The following is a 23219-nucleotide window of genomic DNA, read 5'->3' as shown; positions in this document are numbered from 1 at the left end:
GTAACACAATCCCGAGAGATGTCAATATTTTGACGAAGAGTCACAAGACCAGTAAAGCTATGCTTGTAACAGGAATCTTTCTTTCCTTGCTCTTCCTTATTTCTGCCTCCTGCAGGAGTAGACCTGAAGAAGGGGAGATTATCATTCGGGCGATAGATGTTCTGCCGAAACACACCGTTTCCACCGAACTGCCGGGTTCTGACAGCTCTTCAATTTCCCCTGATCAAATTAGTGTTATTGCGATGGATGATTCTGTTGATACAATTCTTACACCTGATTCGTTGATAACTCTTCCGGATTCACTGATACCTGATACGTTAGAGATTCCCCGGACTGATTCCATTGTACAGGAATATCAATGGAACAGATTAGCTGTAGAGATCAACGGTTCCATTTATGTCAGCCTTCAGGATGAAGTTGAATATTCTGATATCCTCGGCGCTCACATCGTGCGATGTATGTGGTGGGACACAGATCCATGGAAAGGTATGAACGCAGGAGATTCTCTCTATGTGCTGTACGGCGTGACCGGCAGGGAAAACCAGGTTGTTGCGCTTCATTATGTGCCAAAGGAAGGCACTTCGAATAATCCATTGTCAGTATACAGTTTCCGGATGACAGGTGATAACTGGGCATCACATTATTATGCTGATGGGACTGAAGTCATGCGGTTCCTGAATTACATGCCGATCACCACATTTGAAGAAATGACCGGTCCCTACGGTGAACCCAGAGGTAATCACAGCCATGCCGGAGTAGACTACAAAGCTCCCGAAGGCACACCGGTACGAACCTGCAGAGGTGGAACCGTGACAAGGACAGACTGGAATTATGAGTATAATGGACATTGCGTGGAAATCAGTATTGGTATCGGTTATTCAGAGATTTTTCTTCACCTGAACGCAATTGCAGACGGTGTTGTTTCCGGTGTAACGCTTCAGAGGGGAGATACAATCGGCTATGTAGGAACAACCGGAAGAACATCAACTTCACCTCACCTGCATTATCAGATAAACGATGAGAACGGTAATCCAATCGACCCATACCTGTTTTACAGTTCTCACCGGAGGAATCTCCCTGTCTCTGATATGGATGCTTTTTTACGATTCCGGGATATGTGTGACGAACAGATACAAGGAGCAGTGGAATGAGCGGAATCACAGTAATTACACTGAACTGGAATGGTAATGAAGTATTGCATGATATGATCAACTCTCTTGCTCCGCAATTGATAGAGCTGCAGGCCAGACTGATTGTTCTGGATAACTGTTCCACGGATGGTTCCGACAGAGCTGCGGAAAGGGATTTTGGGGAAAGATCCTGGTTTTCCCTGCTGAGAGCGGAGAAAAATCTTGGTTTTGCGGCTGGAGCGAATCGTGTTATTAACAATACCGATGATGAAATACTTGTTCTGGCAAACAATGATACGATTTTCACCCCTGGAAGCCTGAAATTGCTTGTTGATGCTCTTGAGAGACATCCGGAAGCAGGCATGACCGGACCCCGACTTCTATGGCCCGACGGATCACTTCAACCATCCATGAGAGATTTTCCTTTTCCTGGAAAACTGATAAAAGAGCATCTGCCTTTTCTTAAGAAGAAAACAGCGATTCACTCTTCACATCTGAAGGAGAAGAAGGTTGACTGGCTTGTAGGAGCAGTCATGGCGTTTCGCAGAGAAGCTCTATTGGATACAGGGTTATTCGATGAAGACTATTTCTTTTATCATGAAGAGACAGATCTGCAGTACAGATTGAACAGATCCGGCTGGGAAGTGTGGTTTGTTCCGGATGCTCAGGTTGTTCACCTGGAAGGAGTAGCGGCTCGTCAGATGTTTGGACAGGAAACATGGCTGAGGTATATTCCGGAGAAAATGCGATTTCTCAGAAAACATGGAAAGTACGGCGCTGTAACCGGTTTCAGAATTTTTATGACCATGCTTCATTCTTGCAGGCTGTCTGCCGGACTGTTTAAACCAGGTAAGCGAAAACAAGATATCCGCTATACCGTACCGTATTGTCGGAAAGCTATAAGGTTGACATGGAAAAACAATTGAGTTTGAGGCAGCGCAGGAAACACAAGGCATTCAACATCGATCAGGAGCATAATGGCAGTAATTCTCGGGCTTAATTGTTACAAACATGATGCAGCGGCCGCACTGCTGATTGACGGAAAACTTGTTGCCGCCGCTGAGGAAGAACGATTTCGAAGAATCAAGCATTACGCGAATTATCCTGAAAAAGCAGTGGATTATGTGCTTGAAAGCGCTTCGATCAGTCCTTCCGAAATTGATCATATAGCTTTCTATATGCTTCCCGGTCTTGTTATGCGGGAGAATATCTGCTACAGCAGAAATTACCTCCTGAAGAACGGAGGATTCTACTTTCTGCTTTCACAGCTGAACGGCGCAAGAAAAATGCGTGCGATCAATACAATCCTTTCTGATCATCTTGGGAGTTCTCTAAAAGCGAGGGTCAATTTCGTTGAGCATCATATCGCTCATGCTGACGCTGCCTGCTACTGTTCAGGATTCGAATCAGCTGCTGTTCTGACAATGGATGGAGTCGGAGAAAGAGACACCAGCATACTTGCGAGTTTCACGCCTGCCGGAATGGAGATACACTCTTCTTCAAGATTTCCCAATTCACCTGGAATTTATTACAGCGCAGTTACGAAACATCTCGGTTTCATACCTGATAATGACGAGTATAAAATTATGGGGCTTTCCAGCTATGGAGAACCGGAATTTCTGGAAATCTTCAGGAGAATAATCAGCAGCAGCAAAGGCAGAATATACCTGAACACAAGACTTCTGGATATTCACATGGGAGTTCATACATCCAGCTTCGGAGCGGAAGTGCAGAAAATCATCGGTCCTCCGAGAATACCGGGAACCTTGATTACTTCTCTTCACAGGAATATCGCATGTTCCGCGCAGAAAGCTCTGGAGGAGGTAGGTCTTTCGCTGGTCGGGTACCTTTCGGAAGTATCAGGATTGGACAGGCTGGTAATTTCAGGAGGCGTCGGTCTGAACTGTGTAATGAATGGACTGATTGAGAAGAAATCCGGTTTTAATGAAACGTATCCCCTTCCCGCAGCACATGATGCCGGGACTTCCATAGGAGCGGCAGTCTACATTCACCGGAAGAACTATCCGGAAATCACTCTTGTTCCGCCTTCCAGCATGTATCTTGGTCCTGAATTTCCCGAAGAGGAGATTCGCGAAGCATTAGAAATGGCCAGGATCGGATGGAGCAGACCTGATAATCCTGCGGACAGAACCGCGGAGCTGATCGAACAGGGAAAGGTTGTGGGACTGTTCAACGGGAGAATGGAATTCGGTCCAAGGGCTCTTGGCAACAGATCCATTCTCGCCGACGCCCGGAGAGCAGACATGAAGGATATTGTAAACAGGGTTGTGAAGCATCGAGAATCATTCAGACCTTTCTGTCCAAGCTGCCTGGAGCAGAAGGCCCATGAGTATTTTGAAGGATGTACCATTGCCAGATATATGAACAAGACTTATCCTGTGCTTCCCGATAAAATCAGCGATATTCCCTCCGTAACTCACGTTGATGGAACAGCGAGGGTCCAGACTGTAACAAGAGAGATCAATCCTTTCTATTATGATGTGATAGAAAGTTTCTACAGAAGGACAGGGGTCCCTGTTATCCTGAACACATCATTTAATGTAAAGGGAGAGCCCATAGTAACAACACCCGTTGACGCCATACGCTGTTTCTATGGAACGGGCATTGATGCGCTGGTAATGCCACCCTTCCTTATTGAGAAGGAACCCGGCGAACGGAATTGATGGAATATCCGGTGACAGCAGAACGTATTGAAGGAGATTGTTTTGGTTACTGCGCTCGGTAGAGGAACAGTTCTTGTCGCTGATGAGAACCAGGAGAGGGCTGAGGATCTGAAAACCCGGATCTCAATTATGGGATACAGCGTCAGTATCCAGTCCGACGCAAGGGGAACTCTTCGTCGAATCAGATCCCGATCTGTCAATGCAGTCGTGATTTCAGCGACTATCGGTGATATGCATATGTCAGGATTTCTTGAGACGCTGCAGAAAGCGAACCTTGCAGCAGGGGTTGTTATTCATGGCAGGACCATAGGCGCGTTCGATGCAATCTCCTGGATGAAATCCGGCGCAGTAGATATTCTGTTGAATATAAACGATACTCAGGCCCTGCAGGCCGCAATACAAAGAGCGTTTTCCTTTTCAATCAGATTTGTTGAAAGCAGTTCAGTATCGGAATCAAAGAATACTCTGCAAACCTCCCAGCTTCTTTATAGAAGCCGTGTTATGGGTGAGGTTGTCAGGAAAGCCAGACGCGTTGCTCCTGTGAAGGCAACCGTCCTCATCACCGGTGAGAGCGGAACGGGGAAAGACGTACTTGCCCGTCAGATTCATGCTCTCAGCGGAAGGACAGGGTCATATCTTGCTCTTAACTGTGCAGCGATACCCGGCACTCTTCTTGAGGATGAACTGTTCGGACATGAAAAAGGAGCTTATACAGGTGCTGATCTGCAGCGGGAAGGCAAATTCGAAGCCGCCTCCGGGGGGACTCTTCTTCTTGACGAAGTAGGAGAGATACCACTTGATATTCAGGTTAAACTGCTTCGTATTCTTGAGGATAACGAAGTCACAAGACTTGGAAGCAATAAGTCTCACCCCATTGATGTGAGACTGATCGCCGCAACAAATACCGATCTCAAATCAGCTGTCAGAAAAAGAACATTCAGAGAAGATCTTTACTATCGTCTGAAGGTTGTTGAAATCCACATCCCACCGTTGCGTTCACGAAGAAGTGATATCCCGATGCTTGCCATGTCGTTCCTCAGGGAAGCAGCCGATAAGCACGGACTCCCTCTTCCCTCGATTACTCCCGATGCTCTTGAGCATCTTGTATCATTCAGCTGGCCCGGAAACGTGCGTCAGCTGCGAAACCTCATGGAAAGTCTTCTGATCATATCAGGCAGCAGAATAAGCGTTAAGGAACTTCCATCGGAAATAGCCGGGGCATCATCGGGGAAAACCGCTGTTCTTCAGGCGGAACTGCCTGTTTCCCTTGATGAACTGGAAGACCTGGCCATCAGGAAAACACTTGAGCTTACAGGTGGAAACAGAACAAGAGCCGCAGATCTGCTGGGTATTGGGCGCCGTACACTTCAGCGAAAACTCAAGGAAATGTAGAATTATTACACATTCATGTTGAATGAGAAATTTGGAGGTTGAAATGAAAGTCGTTAGATCCGGAGAACTATTTCCGAGGAAGTACAAGCTGGGAATACTGGCTCTGGGAGTTTTGCTGTGGTTCCTTCTCGGGGGACCGTTCTACATTGTTGATCCGGAAGAAGTGGGAGTAGTGCTTACTTTTGGCAGATATACTTCCACAACGGAACCGGGTTTTCACTTCAAATGGCCCTGGCCTGTTCAAAGGGTGTACAAACCGGCTGTAAATATCGTGCAGCGCATCGAAATTGGATTCAGAACTCTTACCGAAGACCCGCCTTCATACAAGAGCTTCACGAATGACCGTGAAATGCTTGCTGAAGCACAGATGCTCACTGGTGACGAGAACATCATCAACCTTGCCGTTATTGTTCAGTTCAGGATCAACAGCGCCACCGATTACCTCTTCAATGTTCGTGATCAGTATGGCACACTGAGGGACATAGCTGAATCCAGCACGAGACTTGTTGTTGGAAATAATGCGATTGACGCCGTTCTGACCACCGGGAAGCTGGAGGTTCAGAACAGAATAATGGATCTCATTCAGTATCTGGCAGATGAATATGAAATGGGCGTACATATTGTCGCTGTCCAGCTTATGGATGTCCAGCCTCCCCAGGAAGTATCCGCTGCGTTCAAGGATGTAGCTACAGCAAGGGAAGATATGCAGGCATACATCAACGAATCAGAAAGTTACAGGAACCAGAGAATACCGGAGGCACTTGCGGATTCTGTCGTAGTGGTGAATGCCGCAATGGGATACAGCGCCGGAAGGGTAAACGTGGCATTAGGAGAAGCCTTCAGATTCACAGCGGTAGCCGAGGAGTACCGAAAGAGTCCGGGAGTAACAGCCGTGAGACTTCATCTCGAGACTCTCACAACCCTTCTTGAAAATGTTAATGTAACCGTTGTTGACGAATCGGCCGGTGCTCTCACGCATTACAATCTTACGGGAGGTGAGTAATGAAACGCGTCAAGCATATAATTTACGGACTCGCGGCGCTTTTCATCCTGCTGGTTATTACCGGAGCATTCTTCACCATCTCTGAAACCGAACAGGCCGTGATTCTTCAGCTTGGAAATCCTGTCAGGGTAATTGTAGGCGATCGTACTCCGGAGGAAATTGCTGAACTTGGACTCTGGATGGAAGAAAACGCACAGGGAGTTGCCCTGAGCCAGGGAGCGGGACTCTACTTCAAAATACCTTTCATTCAGCAGGTGAAAATATTCGACGATAGAATTCTTGAATACGATGATCCTCCTGCTGACGTTGTCACAAAGGACAAGAAACATATAAAGGTCGACTGCTACGCCAGATGGAGAATAGAAAACCCCCTTCTGTTTCTCAGGAGCGTTCGCTCGGAAAACGGAGCAATGTCCCGCCTTGATGATTTAATCTATTCCATGATCAGGCAGGAACTCGGCAAGAGCAATCTGATTCAGATCGTAAGAAGCACAAACGATCCGATTGGTCTTGATGACTATGTATGGCTCGTCAACACCGTGGCTTATACAGACACTCTGGCGGATATCGTCATCGATGAAGAAGGGGAAATTCAGGAGACCATAAGGCTCATAAGAATGACTCCGATGCAGGGCAGAATCGCGATACTCGAAAGAGTAACGAATACCTGCAGGCGGATGGCCAGAGAGTACGGCATACACATCGTAGATGTTCGGATTAAGCGGGCGGACCTTCCTGTTGAGAACCAGATTGCCGTCTTTACAAGGATGCAGGCGGAGAGGAACCGGATCTCAACCAGATACCGCGCGGAGGGCAGAAGAATGTCCAACGTTATCATCGCTAACACTGACCTCAGGGTAGATTCAATACATGCAGGTGCCAGCAGGGAGGCTCTTGAATACAGAGGAATCGCCGATAGTACCGCAGCGGCCATATACGCGAATGCTTACAACAGTTATCCCGATTTCTACGGTTTCGTAAGATCGCTTGAGGCTCTGGAAACTATCATGAACAGCAACGGTCAGATAATCGTGGGAACCGATGGTATTTTCGAATATCTTGTCTCTGCCCCTGGCAGGTTCCTTTAACAGCTTTTAGAACAGGCGGTAGCCCATGAGTGATATCTTTGACGATGACAGGTACTGCTTCGTCTGCGGAGAGAAAAATCCTCATGGACTCCGCCTGAATCCCGAAGGAAAAGACGGTAAGGCGATAATCCTCTGGACGCCTGAAAAAAGACATCAGGGTTATACAGGCATAGTTCATGGCGGGCTTCTTTCAACAGTTCTCGACGAGTCGATGGCGTACGCCGCTATGAGCGTTGGAGGATTCTGCGCTACAGTTGAGATAGCGGTCAGGTTCAGAAAAAAAGTGATTACGGGAGAAACTGTGACCGTAGAAGCGGAACTGATAGAACAGCGCGGAAGAATTATGAAACTTCAGGCTTCCCTTTTCCAGGAGGGTATTGAGAAAGCTTCCGCCAGGGCTACCTTCATTTCGGTTCCAGGCGAAAGACAGGGATAGTTGAATCCTCCCCGTGTTCTGCTTACGGGAGCTTCGGGAAGACTTGGATCGGCAATAAGGGAAGACCTGTCTGAGCAATGGAATATCAGGCCTGTATCCGGAAGCGGACGAATGAAGACGGAAGCATTTGATCTTCTGTCTTTGAAAGACATGAAGCGGCTTCTCAACCAGGATTTTGATCTCATAGTTAACACTGCCGCCATATCCGAACCATCCGAATGTAATCGTAATCCGGTGAAATCCTGGAGACTTAATACATTATGGCCTCGCCGGCTGGCCATTCACTGTGCTGCTCAATCAATTCCCATGATTCATTTTTCAACCGATCTGGTCTACAGCGGAGGGATACCTCCATATACCGAAAGCTCTCCTGCGGTTCCATCATCTCTGTATGGCTGGACCAAACTCATCGCAGACAGGTTCGTACTCAACCGATATCCGGAAGCTCTCATAATCAGAACCTCTGTGTTGTGCGGGGAAGTGAATTCGACCAGAACGACTTTTTCTCAGGACATTCTGGCAGGAAGAGTGCGGAATGTATATGTGGACTGCTGGAGAAATCACACTCCCATCCACGGGCTTGCGGTTATTCTTCCCGACCTTCTGGAAAGATCTTTTTCCGGAATACAGATCGTCGCTGGAAAGTATGCCCAGTCGCGGTCGGCTTACGCCGAAGAACTACTCAGGAATGCGGGAAAAGATCCGTCAGACTTGATCCTGACCTACGCCCCCCCGAACGCCCCCTCAAAACTCCACCTCCAGGGACGTACCACACTTCTTCAACTTACAGTACCTTATACTTACAAAAATATAAAATAATACGTATTGTATTCCAAAATTCTGTTTTTAATACCGCATTCATGCAATAAGATTTGCGACTCAGGGAGTTAATTTCCTGTCTCTGTGGATGACTTTTCTGAAGAATTTTTTCCAGAATATTTGAAATTTTCCATAATCAGTCCTCACCAGACCCATCTGAATATTCAAGCATCAGAAGAGAATCAGTTATTGCTACAATTTGCTGGGCAGTCTTTCTACTACTGGAAGATTTTCCAGATTATCCATCGCAATATTATTCATATCTGTCCTTAAATACTTCCTTCTTGTAACGCTAACTTTCTCACCTAGAGTATTTTCACCCATATCATCTTGATACATAGTGAAAACTTTCTGTCCCTTATCGTCGATTTTAGCAATCATGCTTTCTCTAGGAATATCCATTTCTCTGAACGGCGGCAAAGAATCTGTGATAATCCTTCTTGCTCTGAAAAAAGGGATTTTCGAAGAGCCGTTCTTGGCTCCTACCCCGATGATTACCCAATCAACATCAGTAAACATCTTGTCCTCCTTACTTTGCTGTTTTTACTCTCGCACATTTTTTACCAGCCAAATTCTGATCAACTTATTTTGATCATTCTCGTATAGCACCTACACAGGATTATACCCCTCGACCTGTTAGAACCTATTTTGGCTTGTAGGATCAAAGTCTCTTCAAATAAAACTACTCCGGGATATATGTAATCTTGCTCATTTTCCACCTCGATTACAAAGCAACAGTCCTTTTGCATAAAGAAAGCAAAGCTTTTTACTCGTCGGTGAATCGCTAATGTCTTGATCTTTCTTCAACCTCAGTAGTAGAAATCTGTTATCGTGCAGAGCAGGCGGAACCTTCGGTCATCCTACGGTTTCTTTTCACTTCCGCTTATTACATCTTGAACTGAAGGACTTTCACCCATAAATCCCTCCCCTCCCTTTACACTAATTCTCGGCAGGGGAATTATCGCACCTATATTCTCATGGAGGAATCGTTCATCAGATATTCATTGAATTGCCAAGATTCCTTTTGATATTCTTAATCTAGAAGAGAATGCACAGCTTCATGGGAAGTTTTAGAGCGCATATCTGGGCAGATTGCCAACGGAATAAAATCTAGTATTCTATCATCAGTTAGCAGTACTAGTACATTGACTATTTCCAGGAGGTTGAAATGAGAAAAGGGATACTATTACCCCTGCTTGCCACATTTGCTCTGACATTATCTTGTGGAGACAGTACTGGGCCATCTGGTGCTGATGTAAGTCCATCTACACTTTCAGCGGAATATACAGGTGACCCTTTCAAAAGCCGGAGAGGATAATAGCCCAGGCACTCCCTCTCAGACAGCCCTTTCAATGGCGAATTCCCGGGAGATTGGAACTGGTGCAAAGGGAAGTTGTGAAGTAACAGCTTCATGGACTATTTGCGGTGAAGCGGCTTTCAAAACCTATGTTCTTTATAAGTCTGAATCCCCTGGAATATCTACCGATCCTTCCTCCGCAGAAGTTCTTATAGTCATCAACGATGTAAACACAACTGAATACATAGACAGTGATTTAGACTGGGCGACACAGTATTTTTATGCCCTTAAGACAACTGATACTAACGACAACGGTGTTTGGAGCAATGAGGTTTCAGTTGATATTCCGGTTGCATTGCCAGATAGTGTAATTACTGTTGTTGGTGTGGGAGATTACCCTTATGGCATCTGCTCAAGTCCATCTGGAGACTACGTGTATGTTGCTAATTACAGTAGTAATAACGTTTCTATAATCCGCACCTCAGATAATACTATTGCAGCAACTGTTGATGTGGGAGATGGTCCTTGGCGAATCTGCTCCAGTCCATCCGGAAATCATGTATATGTGGCTAATGCTGGTAGTAACATCGTTTCCATAATCCGCACCTCAGATAATACTGTTGTTGCAACTGTTGGTGTAGGATACGATCCATTTGGCATCTGTTCTCTTCCAACCGGAGACTATGTATATGTGGCTAATTGCGGTAGTCATAATGTTTCCATAATCCGAACCTCAGATAATAATGTTTTGGCAACTGTTGATGTAGGATACTATCCATTAGGCATCTGTTCCCTTCCATCCGGAGACTATGTGTATGTAACTAATTCGTGGAATGATAATGTTTCTGTAATTCATTAAAATATCTAACTCCGCCAAACGGTCTTCTCATTGAAGGAATATTCTTTCTATACTGAGTATGCGTACAATGTTGTCTAAGAGCGGTGACGGATTGAGTACAATAGAGCAATAGGAAAACTGATCCAACAGTAAGACAAATTTGACACTTTATAGGAACCTGTATACTAGATGGTACGAGAACTGGAGTAACACACAACCGGAAATGGGGATGAAGATGCATAAAGTCATTGCTACGGGAAAGGCACCTCTCAAATGGAAGGGGAAATTCTACAAAATCGTAAAGGCAGGTATACTTTCTTCAGGAAAAGTATACGCAGAAACTGAACCCAGAGAACCTGTATTAGAGGAAGAGCTTAAGCGAAGAATTGATCAGGATAAAAATCTCCACGTTTTCTAGGGCCAGGCTATCGCTGTTTTCCTGAGGACTAGGTCAAGGAACACAGCAGCAGAAAATGAATCCCTGCATTTATCTCAGCACAAGGTGCATTTTGCTGGTTGGAAACGGATACAGGGTGTTTCTCAGACAGGATTCTGTTGCTTTTTTGAAGAGATGCGCTAAAGTACTGTTACCGGGTAAGCGGTAATATTACTGGATAATGGCAGATGGTTTTCAGTAAGACAGATGACTGCGCCGTTTCCTATTTTCCTTCCAGTGTTTTTCAGTACTCTGAAGTTTCTGATATCCTTTTCCCCTGGAGAAGCTGTTTTCTTTATCTCAACCGGATATAGAATATCATCTTTCTCTATAAGCAGATCAATTTCCTTTCCGTCTCTGTCCCTGTAAAAGAATATCGGTGGTATTTTTCCCGCATGCATGTAGCTCTTGATAATTTCAGATATTACCCAGGTTTCCAGAATATGCCCCGTCATTGCTCCGGCTTCGAGGGTTTCAGGTGTTGACCATCCTGTAAGGTGTGAACAGAGGCCTGTGTCGAGGAAATACAGCTTCGGAGTTTTGATAATCCTTTTCGTAATATTGCTGTGATAAGGACTCAGCATGTATACAATGCCTGTTGTCTCAAGAATAGAGATCCAGTTTTTAGCGGTACCCTGAGAAATATCCGCGTCTTTCGCAAGATCTGACATATTCAGAAGCTGTCCTGTCCGTGCGGCTGCAGCTTTTACAAACCTCATGAAAGCTATTTCATCGCCGACTTTGGAAAGATCCCGAATATCACGCAATATGTATGTTGTCATATATGAATCCAGGTAGAATTCCACTTCTCTATCAGGATACAGCACAAGCCCCGGAAGCGAGCCTTTCCATATGCGTTCGTATAAATCCATTAAACCCATTAGGGGCTGTTCTTTCATCCTCTCTTCGAGAATGGAATCATCTGGAAGAAATGGAATGGCATCAGAAGATTTTTGCATTAATTCTCTCTGTGACAATCCTAGAATGTTAACAATCCCGGCTCTTCCTGCAAGAGATTCCGATACCCCTTTCATCAGGTGAAATTTCTGAGAGCCAGTAAGCCAGAAGGATATTTCCTTTTCCAATGTATTCCTGTCCACAATAACCTTTATCTCACTCAGCAGATCAGGTGCATACTGAATCTCATCGATAATCACCGGAGATCCGAACCTCTGCAGAAAAAGCGCCGGATCCCGTCTTGCCAGCTCTCTTTCAGCAATGCTGTCCAAAGTTACATAAGTTCTGTCTTCACTTTTTAAATGTTTTAGAAGTGTTGTTTTACCAGACTGCCGCGGGCCTGTCAGCAACAAAACAGGATACTTCCCCGATATTCTCATCCAGAAACTTTCAAGGGTTCTGTTTAAGTACACAGCTCTCCCTTCGGCTGATTCACATTGCAATTGCATAATAGCCGCACATTGTTTGTGTGTCAACTATATCTGTCTGTGTTGCTTTCAGAGACTATGAATAAGTAATCGGGAATACTCAGGGAGTTAATTTCCTGTCTCTGTGGATGACTTTTCTGAAGAATTTTTTCCAGGATATCCCCCATTTCTGGCGGAAGTATTTAGCGGGATCCATCGTACTGCTGTCCGCGAATCGAACGGTAGTCTGTTTCGCGAAATGGTAAACAAGGCTCGATCCAACCCCTATGAAATGACGGCATCCATACCTGTACATTTTCATGGCAAGATCCGGATCACTTCCGAAACCCGGAAAGTATTTTTCATCAAAACCGCCAATTGCGTCCCAGTCGTTCTTTGAAAGAAGAACAGGCGTCCATGTACTCACGGTATTGTAAGGTCTGATAAGGGTTCTGTATTCCCGCAGCAGCCTTTCCTCGTCGAAAGTGGCCGGACTACTTCCGTAATCCTGGTTGCCTATGTAACAGGGAGTAGAGTTACCCGATTCGATAGCTGTACCTGAAAGCCAGAGCTTATCAGCATGGCCGATGTATTCGGCAAGTGCGGTATCCCATCCGGGCAGAGGATACATATCGTCATTCATGTAGCATATATGGTCGAGAGTTGCCTTCCTGGCTCCACTGTTGACAGCTTCACAAACTCCTGTATTCTGCTCCGACCAGTCAAAAAGGATGTTTTTATTCCTGACCCAGTTCTCACAGGATTTGTTGTATTCGTTAAAGAAAACGATAATCTCGTGTTCTACAGCGCTGTTTCGCATTAGGCCTCGGTAGGTGAGATCAAGAAACTCGATATTCTTCCAGGTGGGAATGACTATGGAGAAAGACTTCAATTAGCTTAAGACCAACCGTGTTCCATGAGATCAGACAGTTTGAAAGCGAGAGTATCTATGGGAATCCTGATCTGATCCAGAGAGTCCCGTTCTCGGATAGTAACCTGCTTGTCCTCAAGCGAATCGAAGTCGAAGGTTATACAGAATGGTGTACCTGCTTCATCCATTCTTCTGTACCTTTTCCCGATGGACCCGGTGACATCGAATTGAACAGGGAAATATGGTCTGATAAGCTCAAAAACTTCATATGCCTGTTCGCTGAGCTTTTTTGAAAGAGGGAGAATTGCAGCCTTGATTGGTGCGAGATCCCTGTGCAGTCCCAGAACAACTCTTGTCCTTCCTTCTACTTCCTCTTCTCGGTAAGCGTCAATCATTACTGCTAGCAACGTTCTGCCGATACCGCCACTGGTTTCGACGACATATGGAACGATTTTCTGATTGGTTAACAGATCCTGGAATGACAGATCCTGTCCGCTTTCCCGCATGTGGGACTTCAGATCAAAATCAGTCCTGTTGGCGATACCCTCCAGTTCACCCCAGCCGTCAGGCGCGAAAGGGAATGTATACTCTATATCAACGCAGGAATTCGCGTAATGGGCAAGTTCGCTGTCTTCATGTGTTCGCAGTCTGAGATGATCCTCATTTATTCCGAGTTCTAGGTACCACTTCATTCTCTGGTCAAGCCAGTACTTAAACCATTTCTCCGCTTCTTCGGGGAGGCAGAAATACTCCATCTCCATCTGTTCAAACTCCCGTGAGCGGAAAACGAAATTTCTTGCAGTGATCTCGTTTCTGAAAGCTTTTCCGATCTGTGCGATACCAAATGGAAGCTTCTGTCTTGTTGCGGTAACAATGTTCCTGAAATTAACGAAAATGGATTGACACGTTTCAGGACGCAGATAGACAGTTGCAGATTCGTCTTCGAGGGCACCCATCTTTGTCTTGAACATCAATCCGAAGTTTCTTGGCTCGGTGAGTTCACCTCCGCACTCGGGGCATCTGTCTCCTTCAATGTGATCCAGTCGAAATCTGCTTTGGCATTCTCTGCAGTCAACCATTGGATCATGAAAGTTTTTCAAATGTCCCGAAGCCATCCATACATCCGGATGGGTGATAATTGCAGAATCCATACCGACGACATCAGGCCTTGTCTTAACAGTGAAATTCCACCAGCTGGTCTCAATATTTTTCTTAAGTTCAACACCGAGAGGGCCATAATCCCAGGAGGATTGAAGCCCACCGTAAATTTCTCCTGACTGGAATATGTATCCGAGTCTTTTGGAAAGAGAGATCAGTTTTCTCATAGGTTCAGTTCCGTCAATGGTCATTCTCAATATCCTCCAGCACTGATAATGATTTCAGTCTAAGTGTTGTTTCCATATGTATCTCGGCAAAAATCTTCATAAGATCGAGACACTGTCTATATCCGCCGGTCCAGAGTTTGAGTTTTCGAATTTTCTCCAGATTACCACTCCTGGATTTTCTGATGAACTCGATGAATCCTCCGGGAACAGGCGTTGCCTGCTCGTCGCAATCATTACATACGATTCCACCGGAAGCGGCATCCCACATGCAGGAATTAACCGGACTTTTTCCACATTTTGTGCAGCGGTCAATTTCCATTGCGAAACCGGAAAGCCTCAACGCTCTCTCGATCCCGGAACATAATACAGGCCAGAAGGGAGTGCCTGCCGCGAAATTCTCCAGAGCACTTCCAATAAGATGATACATAGGATGAGAGGGTTCACTTCCCGTGATTGTAGCCAGTAGCCACTCAGCAAACAGGCAGGAGTGTACAAAAGCTTCAGGATCTTCGCGAATGGGTTCAAAATGATTTATAACAGTTGTATCAGTAACGGTATCCAGCTCTCTACCTGATTTGCGGGAAAGGGAAAACTCCACCAGCGAGAACAGTTCCATACTTCCAAAAAAAGAGCTTTTTGATCTGAGAGCACCTTTAGCGATTGCGGATATTCTGCCATAATCAAGAGAATAGAGAGTTAGAATGAGAGAAGATTCGCTCCACCGTACTCTACGGAGAACAAATGCATAGGTTGTTATTCGAATTGTCTCACGCTCCTATTTCTTTTCCTATTCATTCCTTCGGGGTGTAACCGTGATTACAACAGGTGCTTAAGCATAAAGATGAAAATTTCGGTCTGTTCAGCTATGCTCATCTGCGTTGTGCGACCGGCTCCATGGCCAACATTTGTAAGTGTTCTGAGAATGATTGGTTTGTCAGAAGTATTGCAGACTTGAAGCTTCGCGGTCATCTTGAAAGCGTGCATTGAGTCAGTACCTCTGTCATCATGGAGCGATGTAATTAAGAGAGTCGCTGGAAATTGCGAGCCGTTCTTCACATTGTGATAAGGTGAATATTCAATCAGCCATCTGAAATGCTCGGAATTATCCGGGTCACCATACTCGGAAATCCAGTATTTACCGCCTTCGGTTAAATGGAAGCGCATCATGTCAAGAAGCGGAACATTGGAAATAACCGCTGCCCAAAGATCAGGACGCTGTACGAGAGCAGCGCCTGTAAGAAGACCTCCATTACTGCTACCCATAATACCAATGTGTTCTCGGCTAGAATAGTGACGAATCGCGAAATTATCCTCGTTCGAAAGACGCACCGGTCTTTCGCCGATCAAAGCCTCTCCGGCAGCGATGAAATCGTCAAACACATTCTGCTTCTTCCCAAGCATGCCGTCGAGGTGCCAGTTCTCGCCATACTCACCGCCGCCTCGAATGTTAGCAATAGCGTATATCCCACCCTGCTCGAGCCAGAACAGGATCCTGGACGAAAAGAATGGTTTCAATGAATGCTCGAAACCTCCGTATCCGGTGAGAATAGTCGGATTGGATCCATCAAGCGGGGTATTCTTCGAGCGGATAACGAACATAGGCACCGCTGTCCCGTCGAAGCTGCGATAGAAGATCTGTTCAGTGATATAATCTTCGGTGTTCACTGTCAGACTGCTCTTGATGAAAACGCTTAACTTGTTGCTTCTGATGTCGTACCGATACATCACAGGGGGTTCGAAAAAGGAGGAATATGAAACAAAAACCGCATCCACCTCATCCTCTCCATATGGAAGTGAACCCGTGCCGACGCCAGGATACTCAAGCTCTCCTATCTTCCTGCCGTCAAGAGAATGTATGGAGGTGTGCTGAATCACATCTACTGAGCGGTTAACAAATAGCCGGTCACCGATAACAGTGAAAGAAGAAAGAACATCGTCACCCTCGGTGATGATCGTTTTCCACCTGTCGATACTCGGCAATGTTCCATCAAGGCTTATGCGGCAAAGCCTGTATTTAGGCGCACTGTCATTTGTCATGACATAGAGCACGTCATCTTCAATATCAGGGTAGAACCGACCGTCATGATTCGCAGTTATTGATTCAATCTTCAGTTCAGGCTTTGAAAGATCAGCATAGAAGAGCTCATTCAGAGTCAGTCCATGGTCAACGAAAATTATGAGATGGCGGCCATCCTTGGAAATTTTCCACACATCCGGAAGATCAGATTCCGTAAGTTCGTCACCGAAGATCATCTCATCGTTACGCCAGTCCGCACCGAGTTTGTGGAAGAAAACCTTCATGCCGGTCTTCTTGAGTTCCTCAGGATCTGAGTGCATCGAACGGGAATAAAAGAAGCCGCTTTTATCGGGTAACCATGAAACAGATGTATATACGAGGCGAGGAATCTCGTCGAGGATATCACCAGTCTCAATATCCATGATGTACCAGTGTAACCAGTCACTTCCATCTTTCGAGAGACCGTAGGCGAGAAGGCTGCCGTCACGTGTAGGCCTGTATGCACCAATGCTGATATTGCCCTGTTCGCTGAATCTGTCAATGTCTATCAGGATTTGTTCATCACCGTCAGGCCAATCGCGCATGTATAAGGATGAATGTTTCTCATCATGTTTTATCCTTGAGTAGAATATCCGCGAAAGAGTGGCCCGGGGAAAACCTGTCCGATCGTAGTTGAGCAGCTGATCGAATCGCTCTGCAAACATCTCACGCTTCGGATCATCGAGGATAAGGCTGTCAGCGAGTTTGTTCTGCTCGTCTATCCAGGTACTGCGCTCATCACTGGCAGTTTCAAGCCAACGGTAATTATCAACCATCCTTTGACCGTGCAGCAGTTCTTCGAACGGTCTGATTTCCGTTTTCGGGTGTTCGGGTTTCATTCTACTCCTGATTTGGTTAAAGGCTTCAGAGGGAGGATTCGCTCCATCGTGCTCTACGGAGAACAAATGCACAGGTTGTTATTCGAATTATCTCACGCTCCGTCAGGGGGGGAAGAAGAACCTGCCGGCTCAATTCGGACAAGCAGAATTCGCTGAGCCCTAACCTTCTCAACGGTGAACTTGAAAGAGGAATGTATTACCGTTTCTCCCTGACGGGGAATTTTGCCCATAACCTGATAAACCATACCACCGAGACTTTCGTTGGCATCATCCTCAAACGAGGTGTCAAGCAGCTCATTCAGATCATCGATGGGAAGCCGGGCGTCAAGCAGATATGAATCATTTCCAAGGGATTTAACGAGAAGGGTTTCCTCGTCATATTCATCCAGTATCTCTCCGAAAACTTCTTCCATAATGTCTTCTATTGTTACCAGGCCTGCAGTGCCGCCATACTCGTCAACAACAATCGCCATATGTATTCTGTTCGCCTGAAATTCCCGTAGAAGTTCATCAATACGCTTATACTCCGGTACGAAATAGGGTTTTCTAAGGAGGGTCTTCAAGTCGAAATTCTGTTTTCCTTTTGACAGAAGAGCAAGCAGATCTTTTACATAAAGAACTCCAGTAATATCATCTATCTTTTCGTGGTAAACCGGAATTCTGGAATGCCCTGCTTTTCTGACTTCATCAATAATAGTATCAAGATCGGCCTGTATCTCAACGCAGAGCATGTCAATCCGGGGAATCATAACCTCTCTGATAATTTTATCCGAGAAATCGATAATACTGTCCATCAACTCCTGTTCCTTTTCGTATTCCCCCGGCTCACCTTTCTCCCTTCGTCTCTCAAGCCAGATTACATCCGGTGGTGTAATAAGCCAATCCTCATAATCGGGATTTTCCTGACCCGGCTTTCCAAGGATAAGAAGAGCAGGAAGGCGAAACAGAAATGCTATAAGAAAGTACGGTAATCTGAAAATGATCAGAAACCTGTCCGGATTTGCTCTTGCGATAAGAGATGGCAGTATCTCCCCCAGAAGGAAAACAGCTATTGCGAGAGAAAAAGCTGAAAACCATACAGGTACAGGGAATACGGAAGATGTTTGAATTGACATGAGAACCGCTCCCGCTCCTGCTGCAATAATACCTGTGAATCTGATCAGCCAGATAGTACCAAGGTGGGAAACGGCTACCTGTCTTCGCTCCGAAGGGTCTCTTCCTTTGTTAAGGATAAGTTCGGGAAGACAGGTCCTTATTCCGGAGGAAATGAACAGAGCAGCAAAACCCGCAGATAGGATAATTATCGATGCTGTCAATTCAGGTCCAGCCTCTCTATAGCCCTGGAAACCAGTCTGGCAACTCTTTCATTCATGATTTCCGCCTTCTCCGAATCCTCATGAGTGTAACCTGAAAGATGAAGATATCCATGAAATATCCGCTCCAGAAGAGCTTCATAGGGTGGAAATACCCTGCCGTCCACATACACGATACCATCCGGTCGCTCTTCGTCGGAGGTTGCCAGATCAAAGGACAGCACATCAGTGGATCTGTCAATGTGTCTGTATTTCCTGTTCAGAACTTTCATATATCCCGGATCCGCGATGACAATTTCCACATTCCCGTCCAGAAGTGTTTCGATCAGACTTTCGATTCTGTCCTGCTTAAAAGCAGGATCTGTCAGAATGGAGCTAATTTCCATTATTCAGATCTCCTGAGGGGTAGTCCTTGACTCTCTTATAGAATTTGTTTTCGAGGACAGAAGTAAACACACTCGCGATTGTCTTCAGGTTTCTTCTTGTAAGGTGGCAATCATCAAGCTGTCCCTCAAGATCTTTCTCATCGATTATACTGGTGATGATATCCGCCAGATTCTGTGGATCAGCAAGGTTCTTGGTTGCGGACGCTACCTGATCAGCAAGGAGGACAAGTGCAGCCTCAATAGTCGCGGGACGGGGCCCGGGATAGCGGAATTCACTCTCCGAAACAGAACCTGGATCGATAGCTTCCTTAATTGCCCTGCTATAGAAATACTTCGCCAGGCTTGAGCCGTGATGCTGCTGGATAATATCGATTACAGCCCGAGGCAGCTTGGCTTTTTCTGCCAGCGCAACCCCAATTCTAACATGAGCGATTATTATTTTAGCGCTTTCCCACGGATTCATACTGTCGTGAGGATTGGGTACGTTTCTCTGATTCTCAATGAAAAACTCTGGAGAACTTATTTTACCAACGTCATGGAAATAACCTCCGGCAGATGCAAGAGATTCCCAGGCATCAATGGCTCCTGCAGCGCGACTTGCAAGTTCAGAGACTATTTGAGAATGGCTCCATGTACCTGGAGCCAGATCCCTCATTTCCTTAAGAAGAGGATGATCGGTTCTGTTGGCTTCATCTATAGCCAGTACAGTATATACGCCAAATATTTTTTCAAACAGGAACAGAAGCGCGCTGGCTGCTCCAATTCCAATTATAGGAGCAATTAATAATCCAAGAATGGATTCAACAAGGGAATTAGTTTCAGGTGACGCGTTCAACATGTAAAGAAGGAGATATATTCCGATTCCACCAATTGTTGAAAGACCAATCGCTGTTGGAATGCTGCTTCTTCTGCGGACATCCCATGCTGTCATCGCTGCAAGAAGACCTGATATTGAGGAAATCAGTACAATTGAAAAAGGGTGAGGATGCACCACTCCAAGAACCAGCGAAAACATTAATGTGAAGAAGACAGCATGACGCCTGTGGAAGAATATACTCGTCATGGCTGCCCCGAATGTGATGAGCGTTGCGTAAGGATATCCTGTGGTTTCTTTCATCGCCAGCCAGAGAATACCTGTTGCCGCGAGAGATATTATCCAGATTACTCCAAGAAGAAAGAAGCGGTTAGCAGCCTTCCATGTATCCGGCATGATGTCATGAACATAGAATATTGAAATAGCGAGAATAATCGAAATAAGCAGCATCAATCCAGCCAGATGTGTGAATCCATGATATTCGACAGATACGCTTTCAAGTTGACGGATATATTCAATAGTTCTTATTGTCACGGGTTTCTCTGCTTCAAGCAGGATGCTGCCGGCTGTGATAGTTGTGTCAATATTATTCAGACCAGCAACAGCAGCGTCAGCGCTTGCGTTTCTGGATGAATCTTCAGACAGAAGATTGGGCTTAAGAAGAACGGTAATTTCATGCAATTCTTCATCGGTGAGATACCAGCGGCTGAGGTTAAGAACCAGAATATCCCTGATATCCTTCATTTCGTATAAATCGAAGAGCTGACAGTCAGTTGTTCCTGATTTGCTTAGAAGAACAGCCAGTTCTCCGCTGTAATTATCCCGCACCTCCAGCAGATCAAACACTCCGACCTCATACATTGAAAATAGCTCGTAGAGCATTCCATTTGTAAATGAGGTATCACATGTTGATCGCAGTAAAACAGAATTGAGTTCCTCCCTCAGCGTACTCCATATGCTGTAATCGTATTCAAGATGAACTGGAACTGAGGATCTTGTTGCCGCTTGTATTTCCAGCAAATCCTCTTCTTGATAGGGCAGATCAAAGTCAACAGTAGCTACAAGATCATGTTCAAGAGTCTGACCAACTTTAAGATCAAGGTCCATGAATGCATGTTCAGGCAAAAGAAGCAGATAGAAAGTAAAAAGGAATACTGCTGTTAGAAGACTGCCGAAAAGTATATTTCTAACCCGCATATTTTACCAGCTTTCCGAACGTCTGTCCGGGAACCGCTGATGTAATGGCAGGATGTTTTCGTTGCGAAGCGTCGCAAACAGTTGTGGATACGAGGCTTGCGAGTGCAGACTCCGCAGATGTACTTGAACAGTACTTCGAGGACGGATGTGCGAGCATAACGAAGTAGACGCAGCTGTATGAGGCGCTGCAGCAGGAAGCTGGTGAAATATGCGGGTTAATCCGCATGATTTCCTGACTCTCGCTCGAAAGCGGATATAATCTTCTGAACAAGCGGATGTCTTACTACATCCTCGCGGTTCAGGAATGTGAATTCAATGCCTTCTATTCCGGAGAGAATATTTCTGATCAGGACGAGTCCGGATGATGATGCCGGTTTGAGGTCGATCTGGGTTATATCTCCTGTAATTACGGCTCTCGAGCTGTACCCCAGCCTGGTTATAAACATTTTAAGTTGAGTAATAGTCGTATTTTGAGCTTCATCCAGTATTACGAAAGCGTTGTTGAGAGTTCTTCCTCTCATATATGCCAATGGAGCAACCTCGATAATCCTGTTGTCTAATGACCGCTGCACTTTCGCAGGAGAGAGAGTGTCATAGAGGGCATCGTATACAGGTTTCAGGTAAGGGTCAATTTTTTGCTGCAGATCTCCCGGTAGAAAGCCTAGTTTTTCACCGGCTTCTACGGCAGGCCTCGATATTATTATTCTATCAACTAATCCATCCGTAAGAGCTGCAACAGCGCTGGCAACCGCAAGAAATGTCTTTCCTGTACCTGCGGGACCGATGCAGAACACAATTTCAGAATTCCTCATAGCATTGAGATATTTCTCCTGACCGGCAGTTTTAGCGATTATATGACCCGCGCGTCCGGGAACGGATATTTCAAGAGTATGATCATGTTTGTCCGGAAAGCTCAGAGCGGCATCAAGACTGTGATCACAGAGATAATTTGATACTTCAAGTTCATGCAGAAGCCTGTAAATAACGGCCCTTGCCTTCTCAACGGAATGCCTGGTTCCCTTCAAACTGAGATTTCCATCTCTGTAAACAGCTTCAATGCCAAGAGTATTACATATATGTCTCAGATTGACATCGCCTGCGCCAAGAATACTTCCTGCTTGATCAGCAGATAAAGGAACCAGCAAAACAATTGATTTATCAGACATCAGTTAAATTTCCAATGAAAAAAAGGAAGACTCTCCACAAGCAGTGGAGAGCCTTCCGTATACGGCGAGGATTCTAGCGTGATCCTCCGAAGCCTGAGGAGCGATTGACATCAAGAACCTGTCCCGGATAGATCAGGTTAGGATCGCTGATTATGTCGCGGTTGGCTTCGTACAGCTGTGGCCACATGCCTCTGTCACCGTAGACTACATCGTATCCTGCAATCTTACCGAGGAAGTCTCCCTCAATAACGGTGTAAGAGTTAAGCAGCGGTACTGGTACCCAAAGAGTATGACCCGCATAAATGAGGTTTGGATCACTTATAGTGTCACGGTTGCGTTCATAAATTACAGGCCACTGTGAACCATCACCATAGTGGTAGTGATAGGAAGCAATTTTCCAGAGAGATTCCCCGTCAAGAATGAGATGCAGAACACCTGCGCTACGCAGACGGTTGATCTCTGCCCTGAGAGAGTTGATCTCTGCGGTGAGTTCAGCAAGCGTTGCGTGAATCTCTGCATGCTCTTCCCTTAAAGGAAGAACCTGAGGTTCAAGCTCGGCAATGCGTTCATCGGCAACAGCTTTTCTCCATTCCCAATAAGCGATCTGGAGATGGATGTTGTCGTTTCCCATTGCTTCGATTTCTGCCTGTGAATACTGTGAAAGCTCCTCGGCTGTCCAGGTCTTAGCTAAACCTGTTGATGCAAGGCCAAGGCAAATCATCAGAGCTAATACTATTGTACGCTTCATTGTTTTCCCCTTTCCCT

At 45.7% G+C, this 23219-nt stretch carries 21 protein-coding genes; 10 read left to right on the top strand and 11 right to left on the bottom strand.

Features of this window, described 5'->3' with window-relative positions:
• Positions 1 to 29 precede the first annotated feature (29 nt).
• From K8R76_11180 to K8R76_11145, 8 genes are read left to right on the top strand one after another with little or no spacing between them, the layout of a single operon-like run.
• Positions 30 to 1151 carry a M23 family metallopeptidase gene (locus K8R76_11180; protein ID MCD4848735.1) on the top strand — a complete coding sequence of 374 codons (1122 nt, stop codon included), beginning with the start codon at positions 30 to 32 and terminating at the stop codon, positions 1149 to 1151.
• Positions 1148 to 2056 (top strand): glycosyltransferase family 2 protein, encoded by a 909-nt coding sequence (locus K8R76_11175; protein ID MCD4848734.1) that lies wholly within the window; start codon positions 1148 to 1150, stop codon positions 2054 to 2056. The genes K8R76_11180 and K8R76_11175 overlap by 4 nt, the downstream gene beginning before the upstream one ends.
• 51 nt (positions 2057 to 2107) lie before the next feature.
• Positions 2108 to 3814: a carbamoyltransferase gene (locus tag K8R76_11170; protein ID MCD4848733.1), complete on the top strand. Its 1707-nt coding sequence runs from the start codon at positions 2108 to 2110 to the stop codon at positions 3812 to 3814.
• 42 nt (positions 3815 to 3856) lie between these two features.
• The gene (locus tag K8R76_11165) at positions 3857 to 5206 is read left to right on the top strand and encodes a sigma-54 dependent transcriptional regulator (GenBank protein MCD4848732.1); all 1350 of its coding nucleotides are present in this window, start codon (positions 3857 to 3859) and stop codon (positions 5204 to 5206) included.
• A gap of 43 nt (positions 5207 to 5249) precedes the next feature.
• Positions 5250 to 6209 carry an FtsH protease activity modulator HflK gene (gene hflK / locus K8R76_11160; GenBank protein ID MCD4848731.1) on the top strand — a complete coding sequence of 320 codons (960 nt, stop codon included), beginning with the start codon at positions 5250 to 5252 and terminating at the stop codon, positions 6207 to 6209.
• Positions 6209 to 7297: a protease modulator HflC gene (gene hflC, locus K8R76_11155; protein ID MCD4848730.1), complete on the top strand. Its 1089-nt coding sequence runs from the start codon at positions 6209 to 6211 to the stop codon at positions 7295 to 7297. The genes hflK and hflC overlap by 1 nt, the downstream gene beginning before the upstream one ends.
• A 25-nt stretch (positions 7298 to 7322) precedes the next feature.
• Positions 7323 to 7733 carry a PaaI family thioesterase gene (locus K8R76_11150; GenBank protein ID MCD4848729.1) on the top strand — a complete coding sequence of 137 codons (411 nt, stop codon included), beginning with the start codon at positions 7323 to 7325 and terminating at the stop codon, positions 7731 to 7733.
• Positions 7734 to 8552, top strand: a complete 819-nt coding sequence (locus tag K8R76_11145; GenBank protein ID MCD4848728.1) for a sugar nucleotide-binding protein — start codon at positions 7734 to 7736, stop codon at positions 8550 to 8552.
• 192 nt (positions 8553 to 8744) lie between these two features.
• On the opposite strand, the gene K8R76_11140 is transcribed toward K8R76_11145, so the two are convergent.
• A complete protein-coding gene (locus K8R76_11140) occupies positions 8745 to 9071 on the bottom strand; it encodes a hypothetical protein (GenBank protein ID MCD4848727.1) in 327 nt (108 codons plus the stop codon).
• Between the two features lie 770 nt (positions 9072 to 9841).
• Between K8R76_11140 and K8R76_11135 the strand changes: the two genes are divergently transcribed.
• Positions 9842 to 10708 carry a YncE family protein gene (locus K8R76_11135; GenBank protein ID MCD4848726.1) on the top strand — a complete coding sequence of 289 codons (867 nt, stop codon included), beginning with the start codon at positions 9842 to 9844 and terminating at the stop codon, positions 10706 to 10708.
• Positions 10709 to 10922: 214 nt separating this feature from the next.
• Positions 10923 to 11105 (top strand): hypothetical protein, encoded by a 183-nt coding sequence (locus K8R76_11130; GenBank protein ID MCD4848725.1) that lies wholly within the window; start codon positions 10923 to 10925, stop codon positions 11103 to 11105.
• 158 nt (positions 11106 to 11263) lie between these two features.
• Here the strand turns inward: K8R76_11130 and K8R76_11125 are convergent, their stop codons facing one another.
• The 10 genes from K8R76_11125 to K8R76_11080 all read right to left on the bottom strand — a co-directional run.
• Positions 11264 to 12529, bottom strand: a complete 1266-nt coding sequence (locus tag K8R76_11125; protein MCD4848724.1) for an ATP-binding protein — start codon at positions 12527 to 12529, stop codon at positions 11264 to 11266.
• A 79-nt stretch (positions 12530 to 12608) separates the two neighbouring features.
• Positions 12609 to 13379 carry a glycosyltransferase gene (locus tag K8R76_11120; GenBank protein ID MCD4848723.1) on the bottom strand — a complete coding sequence of 257 codons (771 nt, stop codon included), beginning with the start codon at positions 13377 to 13379 and terminating at the stop codon, positions 12609 to 12611.
• Positions 13380 to 13384: 5 nt separating this feature from the next.
• Positions 13385 to 14707 carry a glycine--tRNA ligase gene (locus tag K8R76_11115; GenBank protein MCD4848722.1) on the bottom strand — a complete coding sequence of 441 codons (1323 nt, stop codon included), beginning with the start codon at positions 14705 to 14707 and terminating at the stop codon, positions 13385 to 13387.
• Positions 14697 to 15446 carry a DNA repair protein RecO gene (gene recO, locus K8R76_11110; GenBank protein ID MCD4848721.1) on the bottom strand — a complete coding sequence of 250 codons (750 nt, stop codon included), beginning with the start codon at positions 15444 to 15446 and terminating at the stop codon, positions 14697 to 14699. The genes K8R76_11115 and recO overlap by 11 nt, the downstream gene beginning before the upstream one ends.
• Before the next feature lie 53 nt (positions 15447 to 15499).
• Positions 15500 to 17578, bottom strand: coding sequence for a prolyl oligopeptidase family serine peptidase (locus tag K8R76_11105; protein ID MCD4848720.1), 2079 nt, complete (start codon positions 17576 to 17578; stop codon positions 15500 to 15502).
• Positions 17579 to 17670: 92 nt separating this feature from the next.
• Positions 17671 to 18894: a hemolysin family protein gene (locus K8R76_11100; protein ID MCD4848719.1), complete on the bottom strand. Its 1224-nt coding sequence runs from the start codon at positions 18892 to 18894 to the stop codon at positions 17671 to 17673.
• Positions 18891 to 19277: an rRNA maturation RNAse YbeY gene (locus K8R76_11095; GenBank protein MCD4848718.1), complete on the bottom strand. Its 387-nt coding sequence runs from the start codon at positions 19275 to 19277 to the stop codon at positions 18891 to 18893. Before K8R76_11095 ends, K8R76_11100 begins: the two co-directional genes overlap by 4 nt.
• Positions 19267 to 21288: an HDIG domain-containing protein gene (locus K8R76_11090; GenBank protein MCD4848717.1), complete on the bottom strand. Its 2022-nt coding sequence runs from the start codon at positions 21286 to 21288 to the stop codon at positions 19267 to 19269. Before K8R76_11090 ends, K8R76_11095 begins: the two co-directional genes overlap by 11 nt.
• 215 nt (positions 21289 to 21503) lie before the next feature.
• Complete coding sequence (locus tag K8R76_11085) at positions 21504 to 22454, bottom strand: PhoH family protein (GenBank protein ID MCD4848716.1); 951 nt, start codon at positions 22452 to 22454, stop codon at positions 21504 to 21506.
• Positions 22455 to 22527: 73 nt separating this feature from the next.
• Positions 22528 to 23219: LysM peptidoglycan-binding domain-containing protein (locus K8R76_11080; GenBank protein MCD4848715.1), on the bottom strand; the 692-nt coding region annotated here is incomplete at its 5' end.

Source organism: Candidatus Aegiribacteria sp. (assembly GCA_021108435.1).
Lineage (GTDB): Bacteria > Fermentibacterota > Fermentibacteria > Fermentibacterales > JCC-6 > Aegiribacteria.
Note: the sequence above shows the minus strand (reverse complement) of the source record. Positions and strands in the feature narration are given on the sequence as shown.

Bases quoted from the DNA above. Each gene is read 5' to 3' on its own strand.
- K8R76_11175 (MCD4848734.1), top strand. From the start codon at position 1,148: ATGAGCGGAATCACAGTAATTACACTGAACTGGAATGGTAATGAAGTA.
- K8R76_11170 (MCD4848733.1), top strand. From the start codon at position 2,108: ATGGCAGTAATTCTCGGGCTTAATTGTTACAAACATGATGCAGCGGCC.
- hflK (MCD4848731.1), top strand. From the start codon at position 5,250: ATGAAAGTCGTTAGATCCGGAGAACTATTTCCGAGGAAGTACAAGCTG.
- hflC (MCD4848730.1), top strand. From the start codon at position 6,209: ATGAAACGCGTCAAGCATATAATTTACGGACTCGCGGCGCTTTTCATC.
- K8R76_11150 (MCD4848729.1), top strand. From the start codon at position 7,323: ATGAGTGATATCTTTGACGATGACAGGTACTGCTTCGTCTGCGGAGAG.
- K8R76_11140 (MCD4848727.1), bottom strand. From the start codon at position 9,071: ATGTTTACTGATGTTGATTGGGTAATCATCGGGGTAGGAGCCAAGAAC.
- K8R76_11130 (MCD4848725.1), top strand. From the start codon at position 10,923: ATGCATAAAGTCATTGCTACGGGAAAGGCACCTCTCAAATGGAAGGGG.
- K8R76_11125 (MCD4848724.1), bottom strand. From the start codon at position 12,529: ATGCAATTGCAATGTGAATCAGCCGAAGGGAGAGCTGTGTACTTAAAC.
- K8R76_11115 (MCD4848722.1), bottom strand. From the start codon at position 14,707: ATGACCATTGACGGAACTGAACCTATGAGAAAACTGATCTCTCTTTCC.
- K8R76_11105 (MCD4848720.1), bottom strand. From the start codon at position 17,578: ATGAAACCCGAACACCCGAAAACGGAAATCAGACCGTTCGAAGAACTG.
- K8R76_11095 (MCD4848718.1), bottom strand. From the start codon at position 19,277: ATGGAAATTAGCTCCATTCTGACAGATCCTGCTTTTAAGCAGGACAGA.
- K8R76_11090 (MCD4848717.1), bottom strand. From the start codon at position 21,288: ATGCGGGTTAGAAATATACTTTTCGGCAGTCTTCTAACAGCAGTATTC.
- K8R76_11085 (MCD4848716.1), bottom strand. From the start codon at position 22,454: ATGTCTGATAAATCAATTGTTTTGCTGGTTCCTTTATCTGCTGATCAA.